Here is a 16025-nt window from a genome sequence, read left to right on the forward strand (position 1 = left end):
GCGGCTCGTCAGAAGCGGCGGCAAGCCTCTGGACGGTCGCGCCGGGGCCGCCTCAGTCGAGCAGTCGCGCTCGCACCCGCGCGAGCTCCGCGTCCGTGAGGCCGTTGCTCGTGAGGTAGTCGGCGACGTCAAGATCGTCCAGCAGGGCCCGCAGGTGGCCGGTCACGTCCGCGAGCCACGCGGTCAGCTCGTCGGCGGTCCGCGGCGCCTCGTCGCCGTACCCGGCCGCCGCGTACGCGTCCATGGCGATGACGCTGCGCGCGTAGTCGTCGACGATCGCGTCGCGCGGCACGCCGACCAGTGAGAGCAGCAGCGCGGTGACGAGGCCGGTCCGATCCCTGCCCGCGGAGCAGTGGATCACCACGGCGCCGTCGGGAGCCTCGGCGACCGTGCGGACGACCTCGACGACCAGGTGCGGCCAGGTGTCGAGGTTTGCCCTGTAGTAGGCGGGCGAGTTCAGCACGGCGCGCCACCGCGCCATGAAGTCGGCGTCGTCCCACACCTCGACGGGCCGGTGGTACCGCGTGACCGCCGGTGGCAGCGTGAGGGGAGCGATCTCGTGCAGGTTGCGCAGGTCGATGATCGTGCGCACCCCGGCGTCGACGAGCTCGTCCCAACCCCGCTGGTCGAGACCGTCGAGGCGCGGCGTGCGGTAGAGGCGCCCGAACCGGGTCGTCGACGTCCCGGCAGGTAGCCCGCCGAGATCGCGCGCGTTGTGCAGACCGCCCCACGCGACGGTCCGGTCGGTCACGCGAGCAGCGAGGTCGCCTCGGTGTCCTGGCGGGTGTGGGCGTCGAGATCCTCGAGCATGGCCACCGCGTCGTCGATGATCTCGTCGTCCTGGCTGCGCACGCCGTAGAGGAGCCACCGCGCGAGCGCGAGCTCTCCGGCGAGCAGGGCGCGGTCCGCGAGGTGCGGGTCGGTGAGCTCGGTCCGGCGCAGCTGGTACGCCTCCATGATCGAGTCGGTCACGTCGGGCGCGGCCGCAACCAGCAGCCAGGCCAGGTCGTCGGCCGGGTCCGCGACGCAGACGTCGCCCCAGTGCAGGATGCCGGTGATCGAGTCCCCGGCGGCGAGCACCCGGTCGCTGGTGAGGTCGCCGTGCACGACGGTGGGCCGGAAGCGCCAGAGCGCGACGTCCTCGAGCCGCTCCTCCCAGCGCCGCAGCAGCGCGGGCGGGACCTTCCCGGTGCGAGCGGCCTCGTCGACCTCGGCCTGGCGGCGCTGGCGGTACTCGCCCGCGTCGTACACGGGCAGGCCGGCGTCCTCGACGAGGCTGGTCGGCAGCTCGTGCACGGCGGCGATCGCGCGACCGAGCGCGGCTGCGAGGCCCGGCCCGGGCACGAGCCGCTCGAGACGGAGAGGCTCGCCGGGGATCTCGGCGTGCACCGCCGCACGCCCGCCCTCGGGCAGGTGCGCGAAGCCGACGGGTGCCGGGACCGCGAACGGGAGCTTGCCGCGCTCGACCTGCTCGGCCAGCGCGGAGAGCAGGACGACCTCGGCCTCGAGCGCCGCGCCGGCGGCGGCGTGCTGGGGCGCGCGGACGACCCACCGGTTGCGGTGGGCGTCAATGACGACGGCCGTGTCGAAGTCGGACCCGGGCTGGGCGGGCCGTCGGACGTCGAAGGCATCGAGTCCCGGGACGGCGACGGTCGCCAGCGCGGCCAGGGCGAGAGGGGATCGGACCACGCGCCAAGGATAGGCGGGCCACCGAGCGGTCCTGGCCGAGCGGCGCGGCGTGTCTCCGCCCGAATCGTCCAGAAACGGGCCTCCGCGTACCGTGACCGCGTGATCGTTACGGATGACCTCCCCCTGTCCCGCGCCGGTGTCGACCGAGCCGCACTGCTGCGCGGCGACGACGACGCGGTGCCCCGGGCCCTCGCCGACGAGGCGACCCGCGTGCTCCTCGTCTGCGACGGCGCGGTCGTCGCGACCCCGGAACCGGGGGTGGCCCTGCTCTCGCCCGGGGAGGTCGCCGCGCTCCTCCCGCACCCCGGGGACTGGTTGCTGCTCGGGCGTTCCGACGCCGGCGAGACGTACCTGGCACGTCGGGTGCCGGAGCGCCGACCGGCGCCGCGCGTCGGCGATGCGTCGGACGTCCTGGTCCACGCCGCGCCGTCCGTCCCGACGCCGAGCCCGGAGCCGGTCCTGCCCGACGGGCTGGGCTGGGTGTCCCTGCGCGACATCGGCGCCGGACTGACCGCGCAGGAGGCGGGGCTCGCGACGACGGCGGTCGCGCTCGACTCGTGGCACGCGCGCCATCCCCGGTGCCCGCGGTGCGGGGCCGAGACGCGAGTGGAGCAGTCGGGCTGGACGCGGGTGTGCGTCGTCGACGCGTCGGAGCACTACCCGCGCACGGACCCGGCGGTCATCATGGCGGTCGTCGACGCCGACGACCGGCTGCTGCTGGGGCACGCCGCGCACTGGGCTGCGGGCCGGTGGTCGACGCTCGCGGGGTTCGTCGAGGCGGGGGAGTCGCTCGAGCACGCCGTGCGCCGCGAGGTCGCCGAGGAGGCGGGCGTGCTCGTCGGCGCCGTCAGCTATCGCGGCAGCCAGCCGTGGCCGTTCCCGGCGTCGCTGATGCTGGGCTTCCGCGCCACGGCGGAGTCGACGGACGTGACCGTCGACGGCCTCGAGCTGACCGAGGCCCGGTGGTTCTCCCGCGACGAGCTCGCGGCCGCGGTGCGGTCGGGCGAGGTCATCCCGCCGGGTCGGGCGTCGATCGCCCGCGCCCTGGTGGAGGAGTGGTTCGGCGGACCGCTCTGAGGTCAGACGAGCCGGTCGCGCACCTGCGCGAGCGACGGGTTCGTCGCGGCGGACCCGTCGGGGAACACGACCGTCGGCACCGTCTGGTTGCCGCCGTTGAGGGACTCGACCAGCGACGCCGCGTCGGGGTGCTCCTCGATGTTGACCTCGGTGTAGCCGATACCCGCCGAGTCCAGCTGCGTCTTGAGCCGGCGGCAGTACCCGCACCACGTCGTGGAGTACATCGTGATGGTGCCGGCGTCGGGCAGGGTCTGCGTGGTCATCGGTCCTCGGTCGCTCGTCTGGTCGTCGGGGCGAGATCGTCGCCCACGGGGTGAACGCGCGCGCGGCCCGGTCTCTTCCCGAGGTCGCACGGTCGGGTGACGGTACCCGAGGTGCACAGGGACGCACGAGCTGTGGGCGGGGGCTGCGAGACTGAGCCCGATGTCCGCCGAAGCCCTCCTCGATGCGCTCGACCCCGAGCAGCGCGCCGTCGCGACCACCCTGCGCGGACCCGTGCGCGTGCTCGCGGGCGCCGGCACGGGAAAGACCCGGGCGATCACGCACCGCATCGCCTACGGCATCCAGGTCGGCGCGTACCGACCCGCCAACGTCCTGGCGGTGACCTTCACGGCCCGTGCCGCCGGGGAGATGCGGACCCGGCTGCGGCTGCTCGGTGCGTCGGGCGTCCAGGCCCGGACCTTCCACGCCGCGGCGCTGCGCCAGCTCGGCTTCTTCTGGCCCAAGGTCGTGGGCGGTCCGCCGCCGCGGATCCTCGAGCAGAAGGTCAAGCTGGTGGCGCACGCCGCGACGCTGGTGGGTCTCGAGACCGACCGGGAGAGCGTGCGGGACCTGGCCTCGGAGATCGAGTGGGCCAAGGTCTCGCTGGTCACCGCCGACGACTACGCGAAGGCGGCGGCCGCGACGGACCGGCCTGGGCCGGGCGGCGTCGACCCGCAGTCGGTCGCCCGCCTGATGGCGGCCTACGAGTCGGCCAAGGACCAGCAGGGCGTCATCGACTTCGAGGACGTGCTGCTCCTGCTGGCGGCCATGCTGGCCGAGCGCCGCGACGTCGCCGAGTCGGTCCGCGAGCAGTACCAGCACTTCGTCGTCGACGAGTACCAGGACGTCAGCCCGCTGCAGCAGTACCTGCTCGACCAGTGGCTGGGCGGTCGGCAGGAGCTCTGCGTCGTCGGCGACCCGAGCCAGACCATCTACTCGTTCGCCGGCGCGACGGCCCACCACCTCACCTCGTTCACGGCTACGTATCCGCGGGCGACGACGGTGGAGCTGGTCCGCGACTACCGATCCACGCCTCAGGTGGTCGGTCTCGCCAACCACGTGATGGACGCAGCGCGCAAGGCGGGCGGCCCCGCCCCGCTCGCGCTGCGCGCCCAGCGCCCCGACGGTCCGGACGTCTCGTACGTCGCCTACCCGGACGACGACGCGGAGGCCGCGGGCGTCGTGCAGGGCATCGCGGACCTGGTGCGCCGGGGTGTGTCGCCGGCCGACATCGCCGTGCTGTTCCGGACCAACGTGCAGTCGGAGGCCTTCGAGGCGGCGCTCGCCGACCACGGCATCGCGTACCAGGTCCGCGGGAACGCCCGGTTCTTCGCCCGTGCAGACGTGCGCAAGGCCATGGTGCTGCTGCGCGGCGGCGCGCGGGCCGCCGACCCGGGGGTGCCGATGCCCGAGTCGGTGCGGGACATCCTGCGCAGCGCCGGCTGGACGGACACCCCGCCGGAGGGCCGCGGTGCCTCGCGGGAGCGCTGGGACGCGCTGCAGGCCCTGGTCACCCTCGCCGACTCGCTGGCCGCGGCTCCCACCCCGGGCGGGGGCGAGCCGACGGTGTCCGACCTCGTCGCGGAGCTCGACGAGCGTGCCGCCGCCCAGCACGCGCCGACCGTCGAGGGGGTGACGCTCGCGTCGTTGCACGCCGCCAAGGGGCTGGAGTGGGACGCGGTCTTCCTGGTCGGCCTCTCCGACGGGCTGCTCCCGACGGTCCAGGCGCAGACGGACGCGGCCGTGGCCGAGGAGCGGCGCCTGCTCTACGTCGGCATCACGCGTGCGCGGGAGCACCTCCAGCTGTCGTACTCGCGAGCCCGCCACCCGCGCGCCCGGGCCAGCCGAGGCGTGTCGCGCTTCCTCACCGACCTGTGGCCCGACGAGCGTCGCCGGACCACGGGCCCGCGACGCGATCTCGACGACCGCCAGCAGGAGGTGGTGGACCGTCTCACCGTCTGGCGGGACGCCCACGCGGTCGAGGTACGTCGGCAGCCGGCATCGGTACTGACGACGGCCACCATCCGCGCCATCGCCGAGCGCTGCCCCGGCACGCTCGAGGAGCTCGGGTCGGTCCGGGGGGTGGGGCCGACGACCCTCGCCGGCATCGGCGAGGACGTCCTGGCGACCGTGCGGGCGGCGCTCCAGGCACCCGTGCGGTGAGCCGATTTCCGGTTGGCGGAAATTCGTCGACAAATCTTCGTTAAATCGGTTGTCCGCGTTTCTGGGCCTGTCCTAGGTTGGGCGACGTCCTTGTAGAGGGATCGCGCAGAAACTGCGAGGGTCCGAGCCGGAGAGGGGGTGGGTGCACTGATGGAGAGCATCACGATGATCGCGACGCCGAACGCATATGCGTTCCTCCCGCGACTCGTCGCACCCGTCACGTTCCGGTCCCAGGGGATCGCCCTGCCCATCGGCGGCGGGGCCCTGGAGCTCACAGGCGGCACTGCGAAGCGTCGTACGGCGACCGATCCCCGTCAGCACCTGATCCGGACTCCCATGATCTGACCCTCACAGAGGGCCTCAGGCCGCGGAGTCCGAACTCGGACCCGCGGCCTTTCTGTTTCTCCCGATGAGTCGGGTGGACGGGTGGGCGGTCGGTCCGGCACCGACGCAACATCCTCACCAGCAAGGACATCAGGAGGACATCGTGCGGCTCACGACGCTGCTCGACACGGTGAACCACGGCGGATCCGGTCCATGGCCCCTCACCGACAGCACTTCGGCGACTGACGACCGCCAGACCTTCGACCAGATGGTCGCCGACTTCATCCCGTGCCGGGCGGGCGACCCCGAGCTGTGGTTCGCCGAGCGGACCGCAGACGTGGAGCGGGCCAAGGCCCTGTGCCGCGAGTGCCCGTTGATCGAGGGCTGCCTGGCCGGCGCCATCGAGCGTGCGGAGCCCTGGGGCGTCTGGGGTGGCGAGGTGTTCGTCGGTGGTGTGGTGGTCGCGACCAAGCGCGGTCGTGGTCGCCCCCGGAAGAACGCGGTTCCCGCGGCCTGATCGCGACTCAGCCGGCCGTGACACGTCCCTGCGCGCCCACCAGCGACGCCGGGAGGGCGGTGCACCCACACTCGGGGTGCACCGCCCACGTGCGTCTACGGGGGATCGCGTCCGGCAGACCGACCTCGTAGGTGGCGCCCGGCGCCAGTCCCGGCTCGCGGTCGAGGTGCGCCAGCACCGCCGCGGCGCCTATCCCGGCGCAGACCGCGGAGACGGCGCCGGCCTCGCCCGGGACGACCCGGTCGGCGCGCAKCTGTTCCCCGAGCGAGGGCCACGCGGCGTCGGCGTCGGCGCGCTGCAGGTCGAGGCACCGCAGGCACGGCCCCGACCCGGGGACGACGAACGGACCGACGACGGTGTCGGCCTCGCGCACGACGATCGACAGGTGGGCGGTGGAGCCCGCGACCAGCACCGGGCCGCGCAGGGGATCGGCGACGCGGGCCTCGACGAGCACCACGACGTCGGGGCGGCGGTCGGACACGGTGGCGACGTGCGGGGCGACGTCGCGCACGAGCCGGGCGGCCACCTGCTCGCGGACCGAGCCGACGTCGGACCACCGGTAACCGCAGACTCCGACGTCCGTCGACCGCACCGGGCGACCGTCGTCGACCAGCACGGTCCCGACGCCGCCCGCCGCGAGCCCGACCGCGACCCCGAGCCCGGTGGGCCCGAGCCCGAGGACCCCGACGACCCGGTCCGCGCGCCCGCGCACGAGGCCGAGTCCGTCGGCGTCCGCGCGCAGCAGGGACCACACGTCTGCGTCGACCGCCGCCGGCCCCCGGAGCAGCGGTCGCGGGGGCAGGTCCTCGGTGAGACCGGCGGCGGCCAGGGTGCCGACGATGTCGCGTACCCGGTCCGCGTCGATGCCGACGCCTGCGGCGGCGGCGTCGAGACCGGCGAGGTCGGTTCGCGGGTCGACCCCGAGCAGGAGCTCCGTCTCGGCGCGCGTGAGGTCCGGCAGCCGGACGGCCCAGCGCGGGTCCGTGCCCACCTGGACCTCGGTGGGGGTGCGGCGCAGCACCCGCAGCCCGGCTCGCAGTCGCATGCGAGTCACTGTGGCAGCGCGCCGCGCTCCCCGACGGGAGTCGTCCACAGGCGCCGGGCATGCCGAAGGGCACCGTCCTGGCGGACGGTGCCCCGTGGCGGTGCTGGTGGGCTCAGGCCTTGCCGAGGATCCGGTTGAGCTTCGTGCCGCAGACCGGACAGGTGGCCTTGGCCATCCTTCGACCGGATTCCGAGATCACGACGTCGCCCTCGGCCTCGCGCTTCTCCTTGCACTTCACGCAGTAGAACTCGCCTGCATACGTCTCGGCCATGGGGCCCTCCCTCGGTGTCGTGCACCGGACCGGGGAACCGCCGGCCGGCGGCCGGGCGTGGTGGTGCAACAACGCCCGCGCGACGTCCACAGTAGTAGTCGAGCCCCCCACCGCCCGCGGAATCGTGCAGGACGCGCCGTGCGGCGTTGGGTGAACCGGAGCGGGTCGGCGGCCCGCGCTACCGTGCTCGTGTGCAGCCCACGCAGGACCTGTCGCAGGTCGAGATCCGTCGCTCGCGCAAGCGCGTGCGCACGGTGACGGCCTGGCGCGAGGGCGACCGGACCATCGTGGCCATCCCGGCGCGGTTCACTCGGGCGCAGGAGAACGAGTGGGTGCGGCGCATGCTCGCCCGGCTCGCGGCCCAGGAACGGCGACGCCGGCCGTCCGACGACGAGCTCTCGTCGCGCGCCGCCGACCTCTCCGCCCGCTATCTCGGCGGCCGGGCGCGGCCCACCAGCGTGCGCTGGTCGAGCAACCAGGGCCGGCGGTGGGGGTCGTGCACGCCGTCCGACGGCACCATCCGGATCTCCGACCGCGTCCGCGGCATGCCGAGGTGGGTGCTCGACTACGTGCTGCTGCACGAGCTCGCGCACCTGCTGCACGCCGGGCACGGCCCGGACTTCTGGGCGGAGCTGGACGGCTTTCCGCGCACGGCGCGTGCACGGGGCTTCCTCGAGGGATACGCCTACGCCGCCGAGCGGGGCGCGTCCCAGGACGGGGAGCCCGACGGGGAGCCGGGCGTCGACGTGCCGGCGGACGAGGTCGACGACGGCGGCCTCGACGAGCCGGAGGACGTCGTCACCGACGAGCTGACGGCCGACGAGCTGACGGCCGACGAGCTGACCGCCGACGAGCTCGCGGCGGACGAGCTCTCTGCCGACGACGACGCGATCGGCCAGCTCGAGCTCGAGCTCGGCGACGTGGACTCAGACCGAGATCGCTGAGCGGCGCGGAGCCCAGGAGACCGGCGACCGTCGGCTCCGGCCCGGACCGCTGGGCGGCGCGGGGCCGACGAGCTCGGCGACCGTCGGCTCCGACCCGGACCGCTGGGCGGCGCGGGACCGACGAGCTCGGCCGGACGCCCCTACGGCGCCGTCGGGCCGGCGTCCGGGTCCTCGCCCAGGATCTCCGCGAGCGCGCGGTCGACCTCGGCGGCGTCGTCCACGGCGGTGGCCCGGCGGGCGGCGTAGCCGGACGGGTCGTCGAGGTCCTCGGTCCCGGGCAGCAGGTCGGGGTGGTCCCACACGGCGTCGCGGGCGGCGGGGCCCTTGTCGCGGCCGATCTGCGCCCACAGCGCCGCGGCGTCGCGCAGGCGGCGCGGCCGCAGCTCGAGGCCGACGAGGTTGGCGAACGTCTGCTCGGCCGGACCACCCGCGGCGCGGCGCCGGCGGATCATCTCGCGCAGCGCCATGGTGTGCGGCAGGTGGGGGAGCGCGGCGGTGGTGGCGACCTCGTCGACCCAGCCCTCGACGAGGGCGAGTGCCGTCTCCAGCCGCTCGAGCGCGGCAACCTGGGCGGGCGTCGTGTGCGGCGCGAAGACACCGCCGGACAGAGCCTGCTGGAGCGCCGCGGTGTCGGTCACGTCGATCGAGCGGACGGCCTCCTCCAGCTGGTCGGCGTCGATGGTGATCCCGCGCGCGTACGTCTCGACCGTCGCCAGGAGGTGCGACCGGAGCCACGGCACGTGGGTGAACAGCCGGGTGGCCGCGGCCTCGCGGAGCGCGAGGAACAGGCGGACCTCCTCGGCCGGCGCATCGAGACCCTCGGCGAACGCGTCCACGTTGGCCGCGACGAGCGCCGGGGCGGGCCGGTCCAGCAGGGGGAGGCCGATGTCGGTGGTGCCGAACACCTCGTGCGCGAGGGTGCCCGCGGCCTGGCCCACCTGCATGCCGAACACCGCCGACCCCAGCTGGCGCAGCAGCTGGCCCGGCTCGATGCCGCCGGGCAGCGCGGGCTGATCGTCCGGCCCGTCGGACAGGGCCCCGCCGAGCGCGCCGACGAGGGCGATCGACAGCGACGACGCGACGGGTTCCGTGAGCGTCCGCCACGTCGGCAGGGTCGCCTCGACCCACTCCGCCCGGCTCCAGGCGCGCGCGGCGCCGGTCGACGGCGGGAGGTCCGTGGCCGCGTCGAGCCAGAGCTCGGCGACGGCGAGCGCGTCGAGCACCTGCCGCGTCTGCGCCGCCGTGAGCGTCGGGTCGCCCCCGGCGGCGGCCTGCTGCCGGGCGAGGTCGTGGGCCATCTGCCAGTTGACGGGGTCGTCGCCCGAGGCGGAGAGCAGGGCCTGGACCTGCGCGAACACCTGCTGGAGCGCAGCGGGGTCGTCGGGCAGGCCGGAGGCGGCGGCCATGGCGGCGGGGTCGAAGCCGCGCTCCTGCAGCTCGCGGATCGCGTCGTCGGCACTGTCACCCAGCATCGCGCGCATCACCTGCTCCCAGGCGGGCACGCCACCATCGGCTCCGGGGACAGCGGAGTTGTCGGGGCTCACGGGGACCTCCTGCGACGATAGGGCCGGCTGCGGACCACGGTAACCGCGCGGCACAGGAACGAGGGATGGTGGGCGAGCAGATTCGCTCAGGGCGCAGCAGGCGCCCGACGGCGCCGAAGCGTGCCGACGACGTCGTCGTCGTGGGCCGCGGACCGATCGCGGCCGCGCTCGCCGCGGCCTGGGGCGGCCAGGTGCGGAGCGTCGAGGAGGTGCCGGCGGAGAACCCGGCCGACGTGCTCACGGGAGCGACGGTCGTCGTGCTCGTCGCGCACCCGGGGGACCTCGTCGCCTCCGCCGTGAAGGGCCGACGCGAGCGGGAGGCGGCGATCGTCGCGCACACGCAGCACGCGCTCGCCGCCGCGCGGGCTGTGGGAGCGCGGCACGTCGTGGCGATCTCGTCGGCGGTCGTCTACGGGGCGTGGCCGGACCGGCCGGTCGTCCAGGACGCCGACCCGCTGCCCTCAGCCGACGAGGCCGCTCGCGACGGGCTGGTCGGCGACCTGCTGGCCGCCGAGGCGGTGCTGGCGCGAGGCAGCCGCCGCAAGGTCCCGCTGGTCACGATCCTGCGGCCGGCGGCCGTCGTCGGCCCGGGCGTCGACACGCTCGTCACGCGGCACTTCGAGGCGCCGCGGCTGCTGACCGTGCGCGGGGTGTCCCGCCAGTGGCAGTTCGTCCACGTCGACGACCTCGCGGGGGCGGCGAGGTTCGCGGTGGAGCACGCGATGGCCGGCGTGCTGACCGTCGGGGCGGCCGACGTGCTGGAGCCGTCGCAGGTCGAGGCGGCGGCCGGGATGCGTCGGATCGAGCTGGCGGCGGCCACGGCGTTCGGCACCGCCGAGCGCCTGCACCGGGTGGGCGTGCTGCCGGCGCCGGCCTCGGAGCTCGCGTTCGTGGTCTACCCGTGGACGGTCGCGGCCGACCGGCTGCGGTCCGCGGGCTGGGAGCCCCGCTGGTCCAGCGCCGCCTGCCTCGACGTGCTGCTCGAGGGCGTGCAGGGCCGGGTCGCGGTGGCCGGGCGGCGGGTGGGCACGCGCGACGCCGCTGCGCTCGGTGCGGCAGGGGCGGCCGTCGCGCTCATCGCCACGGCCGCGGTGTGGCGTCAGGCACGGGCGCGTCGTCGACCATGAGCCCGACAAGGGATGATGTGGGCGTGCTGGACCAGCCCCCCTCCCCGTTCGACGGCTCCGACGAGGTCCTGGCCGAGCCCGAGCGCGTCAGCCCGCGATCGATCATGCTCTCGGCCGGCATGCTGGTCACCGCGCTGCTCCTCGCCCTCCTGGTGGTGCTGCCGGTGCCGTACGCGGTGAACAGCCCCGGCCCCACGCGCGACGTGCTGGGCGAGCACGACGGCACGCCGCTCATCCAGATCTCCGGCGCCGAGACCTACGACTCGACCGGCGAGCTGCGCCTGACCACGGTCTCGGGCACCGGCGGCCCCGGGTTCCCGTCCAGCGTGGTGGGCGTGCTGCAGGGCTGGCTCTCGCGGTCGGTCGTCGTGCAGCCGGTCGAGCTGCTGTACCCGCCGGACCAGACGCAGGACGAGATCGACAAGTCGAACACCGCCGAGATGGTGTCGTCGCAGGAGAACGCGACGGTCGCCGCCCTCACGGAGCTGGGCTACGAGGTGCCGGCCACTCTCGTCGTCGCCGGCACCGTCGACGGCACCGACGCGGCCGGCAAGGTCCAGGAGGGCGACGTCATCGTCGCGCTCGACGGCACCCCCGTGCCCGACTACCAGGGCCTGATCGAGCTGCTCGACGTTGTCGAGCCCGGCGCGACGGTCACGCTCACGGTCCGCCGGCACGGCCAGGCCGTCGACGTGCCGATCGTCACGGCCACCAAGGACGACGGCGGTGCGCAGATCGGCGTCTACATCGACCCGACCTTCGACCTGCCGGTCGACGTGACCATCAGCATCGACGACATCGGCGGTCCGAGCGCCGGCACCATGTTCGCGCTGGGGATCGTCGACAAGATGACCCCCGAGGACGAGGCGGGCGGCAAGGACATCGCGGGGACCGGGACCATCGACGTCACCGGCGAGGTCGGGCCCATCGGCGGCATCCGGCAGAAGCTCGCGGGGGCGGACCGCGACGGTGCCACCTGGTTCCTGGCGCCGGCGTCCAACTGCGACGAGGTCGTCGGGCACGTCCCGGAGGGGCTGCGGGTGGTGCGCATCTCGACCCTGCACGAGGCCCGCGAGGCCATTACCGCGATCGGCGCGGGGACGGGCGCTGACCTGCCCACCTGCACGAAGTAGCGGCTACTCGAGGGTCGTGCGCACCGCGGCGACGAGCCCCGGCACGAGGTCCGGGCCCTGGCCGACCTGCTCTTCCGTGTCGTTCGCCCGCGTGCGGACCGCGCACCACGAGGGTCCGTCGCGCAGGGCGCCCACGACCAGCCGCACGTCCTGCCGCTCGGGGTGGCCGAGCAGGTAGTCCAGGGCGGCGTCGGTGTCCTGCGGCATGGCCTCCTCGGCGGCGGGCGGCAGGACCACGCGCTCGACGGTGACGGCCATGCCGTCGACCGTCGACGGCCACGACAGGCCGGCCAGCAGGGTCTCGAGGTCCGGCGACTCCGGCAGCTCCTCCTGCTCGACCGAGGTGAGGTGCCACGGCTCCGCGCGGGCCGCGGCGAGCACGGCGGGATCCAGCTGCGCGGCCAGGCCCGGCTCCGTGGTCAGCATCGCCTGCGTGCGGACCAGCGCGAACACGCGCACCGGGCCGTCCCAGCCCGCGGCGGCGACGTGGTGCTCGATCTCCCGGACGGAGTCCGCCAGAGCGGCGAGGGCGGGGGAGGCAGGCGCGACGGGGTTCAGGGGGTTCACAGGGTTCACGGACACGGCCTCATGGTCGCATCCGTGTGGGAACCTGTGCCTCGACCGGCACGTTCAGCGTGCGAGTGGTGTGCGTGTTGTGCGCGGCGCTCGGCGCGGTCCGCGACCGCGTCCACCCTGTTGCCGACGACGAGGACCGCCACGCCGTGACCTTCGGAAGCCCGCCCCGACCCCGCACCGCGCCACGGCGGCGCCGCGGGGCGCTCGCCCCGACGCTGATCGTCCTCGGGGCCATCGTCATCCTCGTGCTGATCCTCGCCCAGGTGTGGACCGAGGTGCTCTGGTACCGGCAGCTCGGCTTCACCAACGTGATCGCGACCGAGTGGGGCACCCGCGCCATCCTGTTCGTGCTCGGGTTCGTGGTGATGGCCGGGGCGGTGTTCTGGAGCCTCAGCTTCGGGTACCGGTCCCGGCCGGTGTACGCGCCGTCGACGCAGGAGCAGGCGAACCTCGACCAGTACCGCGAGGCGATCGAGCCGCTGCGGCGCCTGGTGATGATCGTCGGGCCCGCCGTGCTCGGCCTGTTCGCCGGCGCCGCGGCCTCGCAGCAGTGGCAGACGATCCAGCTGTGGATGCACGGCGCGCCCGTCGGCAAGACCGACCCGCAGTACGGGATCGACCTGGGCTTCTACCTGTTCACGCTGCCGGGCCTGCGGTTCGTCGTCTCGTTCCTCATGGCCGTCACGGTCCTCGCGGGCATCGGCGCGCTCGCCACCCAGTACCTCTACGGCGGCCTGCGCGTGGGCGGTCCGCGCGGGGGAGCGCCGCGCACCACGCGGGCTGCCCGCGTGCACCTGTCGGTCATCGCCGCGGTGCTCATGCTGCTCATCGCCGCGAGCTACTGGCTGGACCGCTACTCGATCCTCATGAACACGAAGCGCGACCAGAAGTTCGCGGGCGCCTCGTTCACCGACGTGCACGCCGTCATCCCGTCGAAGGCGATCCTGGCGGGCATCGCGATCTTCGTCGCCGCGATGTTCATCGTCACCGCGATCCGCGGCAACTGGCGCCTGCCGGCGATCGGGGTTGGCCTGATGGTCGTCGCCGCGATCGCGGTGGGCGGCATCTACCCCGCCGTCGTGCAGCGCTTCCAGGTGCAGCCGAACCAGCAGGACGCCGAGGCCGACTACATCCAGCGCAACATCGGCGCCACGCTCGACGCCTACGGCCTGGACGACGTCGAGAAGACGGACTACGACGCGAAGGTCACGGCCGAGGCCKGCGCGCTGCGGGCCGACGCCGACACCACGGCGTCGATCCGGCTGCTCGACCCGCAGATCGTCAGCCCGTCGTTCAAGCAGCTCGAGCAGATCCGCGCGTTCTACGACTTCCCCGACTCGCTCTCGGTCGACCGCTACACGATCGACGGCCAGAGCCGCGACACGGTGATCGCCGTGCGCGAGCTGTCGCTCGAGGGCCTCGACGCCCAGCAGCGCAACTGGACCAACGACTCCACGGTGTACACCCACGGCTTCGGCGTCGTCGCCGCCTACGGCAACACCACCGCGGTCCGCGGCGCGCCGGCCTTCTGGGAGGGCGGCATCCCGTCCGAGGGCTCGATGGGCGAGTACGAACCGCGCATCTACTTCAGCCCCAAGGCCCCCGCGTACTCGATCGTCGGTGCGCCCGAGGGCACGAAGCCGTGGGAGCTGGACTACCCGGACGACGCCTCCGGCGGCGCGGTGAACAGCACGTTCCCGACGCAGACGGTGTCCGCAGGTCCGACGATCGGCAACCCGCTCACCAAGCTGCTGTACGCGCTGAAGTTCGGCTCGGAGCAGATCGTGTTCTCCGACCGCGTGACCAGCGACTCGCAGATCCTCTACGACCGCGACCCGCGCGATCGCGTCCAGAAGGTCGCCCCCTACCTGACCCTCGACGGCCGGGTGTACCCGGCGGTCGTGGACGGCCGGGTCAAGTGGATCGTCGACGGCTACACCACGTCCGACCAGTACCCGTACTCGGCGTCGCGGCCGCTGGACGAGGCGACGACGGACTCCCTCACCGAGTCGTCCGAGACCGTCCAGGCGCTGCAGCCCAAGACCGTGAACTACATCCGCAACTCGGTGAAGGCCACGGTCGACGCCTACGACGGCTCGGTCACGCTCTACGCGTGGGACGCCGAGGACCCGATCCTCAAGGCGTGGAACCGCACGTTCCCGTCGACGCTCGAGCCGCTGTCGTCGATCGACGGCGATCTCATGAGCCACCTGCGCTACCCCGAGGACCTGTTCAAGGTGCAGCGCTTCCTGCTGGCCCGGTACCACGTGACCGATGCCGGCCAGTTCTTCTCCGGCAACGACTTCTGGGCAAACCCGAACGACCCCACCAGCAGCGTCGCCGTGCAGCAGCCGCCGTACTACCTGACGCTCAAGATGCCGGACCAGGACGAGGCCAGCTTCTCGTTGATGTCGACGTTCATCCCCACCGGCACCAACGCGCGCAACGTGCTGACGGGGTACCTCGCGGTCGACGCGGACGCGGGCGGCGAGGCCGGGAAACCCTCGGCGGACTACGGCAAGATGCGCCTGCTCGAGCTGCCACGCGACTCGACGGTGCCCGGTCCCGGCCAGGTGAACAACAACTTCGTCGCCGACCCGACCGTGTCCAACGAGCTCAACATCCTCGGGCGTGGCGACTCCCAGGTCGTGCGCGGCAACCTGCTCACCCTGCCCATGGGCGGCGGGCTGCTCTACGTGCAACCGGTGTACGTCCAGGCCCGGGCGGGGACGACGTTCCCGCTGCTGCAGCGCGTGCTCGTGGCGTTCGGCGACGACATCGGCTTCGCGGACACGCTCGACGGCGCCCTCGACCAGGTGTTCGGCGGCGACTCCGGGGCCGACGCGGGCGATGCCGGCACCTCGCCCGACACCGGCACGCCACCGGACGCGGGCACCGCGCCGCCGGCCACCGGGACGGAGACGCCGGCGCCGGCGCCGACCGACACGGGCACCGACGCGACGGCCCGCGCCGACCTCGACCGCGCGCTGCAGCAGGCCAAGCAGGCCATCTCCGAGAGCCAGGCCGCCCTCGCGATCGGGGACTTCGGAGCCTACGGCGACGCGCAGAAGCGGCTCGAGACCGCCGTGCAGAACGCCGTCGACGCCGAGGCGCGACTCGCCGAGTGACCGCGCCCCGGATCGGCGGTGGTGACGCACGCCACCGCCGATCAGGGGGTTCGCGATTTGGTCGCCCCTGGGGCGTGGGGTAAGTTGTACTCACCGACGCGGGGTGGAGCAGCTCGGTAGCTCGCTGGGCTCATAACCCAGAGGTCGCAGGTTCAAATCCTGCCCCCGCTACAAGAAGACGAAGGCCCGGACCTGATGGTCCGGGCCTTCGTCGTTCACGCGATCC

At 73.9% G+C, this 16025-nt stretch carries 14 protein-coding genes, 1 tRNA gene and 1 pseudogene; 9 read left to right on the forward strand and 7 right to left on the reverse strand.

Annotated elements, in window-relative coordinates; all coding sequences use genetic code 11:
- Window positions 1-52: 52 nt before the first annotated feature.
- Entirely contained in the window at window positions 53-751 is a 699-nt protein-coding gene (locus tag ACXJKA_RS09130; RefSeq protein ID WP_456824880.1) for a tyrosine-protein phosphatase, read from the reverse strand.
- Window positions 748-1689 (reverse strand): phosphotransferase, encoded by a 942-nt coding sequence (locus ACXJKA_RS09135; RefSeq protein WP_456824881.1) that lies wholly within the window; start codon window positions 1687-1689, stop codon window positions 748-750. Before ACXJKA_RS09135 ends, ACXJKA_RS09130 begins: the two co-directional genes overlap by 4 nt.
- A 99-nt stretch (window positions 1690-1788) precedes the next feature.
- On the opposite strand from ACXJKA_RS09135, the gene nudC reads away from it, so the two are divergent.
- A complete protein-coding gene (nudC, locus tag ACXJKA_RS09140) occupies window positions 1789-2766 on the forward strand; it encodes an NAD(+) diphosphatase (RefSeq protein WP_456824882.1) in 978 nt (325 codons plus the stop codon).
- A gap of 2 nt (window positions 2767-2768) precedes the next feature.
- Here nudC and ACXJKA_RS09145 read toward each other — a convergent pair whose 3' ends face one another.
- Window positions 2769-3029 carry a mycoredoxin gene (locus ACXJKA_RS09145; protein WP_456824883.1) on the reverse strand — a complete coding sequence of 87 codons (261 nt, stop codon included), beginning with the start codon at window positions 3027-3029 and terminating at the stop codon, window positions 2769-2771.
- A gap of 160 nt (window positions 3030-3189) precedes the next feature.
- Here ACXJKA_RS09145 and ACXJKA_RS09150 point away from each other — a divergent pair, with 160 nt between their 5' ends.
- The 3 genes from ACXJKA_RS09150 to ACXJKA_RS09160 all read left to right on the forward strand — a co-directional run bounded on the left by ACXJKA_RS09150 (window position 3190) and on the right by ACXJKA_RS09160 (window position 6031).
- Window positions 3190-5190, forward strand: coding sequence for an ATP-dependent helicase (locus tag ACXJKA_RS09150; RefSeq protein WP_456824884.1), 2001 nt, complete (start codon window positions 3190-3192; stop codon window positions 5188-5190).
- A gap of 150 nt (window positions 5191-5340) precedes the next feature.
- On the forward strand, window positions 5341-5535 hold the full coding sequence (locus ACXJKA_RS09155) for a hypothetical protein (RefSeq protein WP_456824885.1): 195 nt from the start codon (window positions 5341-5343) through the stop codon (window positions 5533-5535).
- Between the two features lie 142 nt (window positions 5536-5677).
- A complete protein-coding gene (locus ACXJKA_RS09160; protein ID WP_456824886.1) occupies window positions 5678-6031 on the forward strand; it encodes a WhiB family transcriptional regulator in 354 nt (117 codons plus the stop codon).
- 7 nt (window positions 6032-6038) lie between these two features.
- Here the strand turns inward: ACXJKA_RS09160 and ACXJKA_RS09165 are convergent, their stop codons facing one another.
- A complete protein-coding gene (locus tag ACXJKA_RS09165) occupies window positions 6039-7076 on the reverse strand; it encodes a thiamine biosynthesis protein ThiF (protein WP_456824887.1) in 1038 nt (345 codons plus the stop codon).
- A gap of 112 nt (window positions 7077-7188) precedes the next feature.
- Window positions 7189-7347, reverse strand: a complete 159-nt coding sequence (locus ACXJKA_RS09170; protein ID WP_370504085.1) for a DUF5679 domain-containing protein — start codon at window positions 7345-7347, stop codon at window positions 7189-7191.
- A gap of 191 nt (window positions 7348-7538) precedes the next feature.
- Here ACXJKA_RS09170 and ACXJKA_RS09175 point away from each other — a divergent pair.
- Window positions 7539-8066: pseudogene (locus tag ACXJKA_RS09175) on the forward strand (YgjP-like metallopeptidase domain-containing protein); the annotation flags it as partial.
- Between the two features lie 365 nt (window positions 8067-8431).
- Here ACXJKA_RS09175 and ACXJKA_RS09180 read toward each other — a convergent pair.
- Window positions 8432-9835: a zinc-dependent metalloprotease gene (locus ACXJKA_RS09180; RefSeq protein ID WP_456824888.1), complete on the reverse strand. Its 1404-nt coding sequence runs from the start codon at window positions 9833-9835 to the stop codon at window positions 8432-8434.
- A gap of 65 nt (window positions 9836-9900) precedes the next feature.
- On the opposite strand from ACXJKA_RS09180, the gene ACXJKA_RS09185 reads away from it, so the two are divergent.
- Both ACXJKA_RS09185 and ACXJKA_RS09190 read left to right on the forward strand, forming a co-directional pair.
- Window positions 9901-10962: an NAD-dependent epimerase/dehydratase family protein gene (locus ACXJKA_RS09185; RefSeq protein ID WP_456824889.1), complete on the forward strand. Its 1062-nt coding sequence runs from the start codon at window positions 9901-9903 to the stop codon at window positions 10960-10962.
- A 23-nt stretch (window positions 10963-10985) separates the two neighbouring features.
- Entirely contained in the window at window positions 10986-12095 is a 1110-nt protein-coding gene (locus ACXJKA_RS09190; protein ID WP_456824890.1) for a YlbL family protein, read from the forward strand.
- 3 nt (window positions 12096-12098) lie between these two features.
- Here ACXJKA_RS09190 and ACXJKA_RS09195 read toward each other — a convergent pair whose 3' ends face one another.
- Window positions 12099-12677 (reverse strand): PPA1309 family protein, encoded by a 579-nt coding sequence (locus ACXJKA_RS09195; RefSeq protein ID WP_456824891.1) that lies wholly within the window; start codon window positions 12675-12677, stop codon window positions 12099-12101.
- 140 nt (window positions 12678-12817) lie between these two features.
- On the opposite strand from ACXJKA_RS09195, the gene ACXJKA_RS09200 reads away from it, so the two are divergent.
- Together ACXJKA_RS09200 and ACXJKA_RS09205 are read left to right on the forward strand one after the other, a co-directional pair.
- Window positions 12818-15799 (forward strand): UPF0182 family membrane protein, encoded by a 2982-nt coding sequence (locus tag ACXJKA_RS09200; RefSeq protein ID WP_456824892.1) that lies wholly within the window; start codon window positions 12818-12820, stop codon window positions 15797-15799.
- 97 nt (window positions 15800-15896) lie between these two features.
- Window positions 15897-15970, forward strand: a tRNA-Met gene (locus tag ACXJKA_RS09205).
- Window positions 15971-16025 lie beyond the last annotated feature (55 nt).

The organism is Cellulomonas sp. P5_E12, from assembly GCF_054049315.1.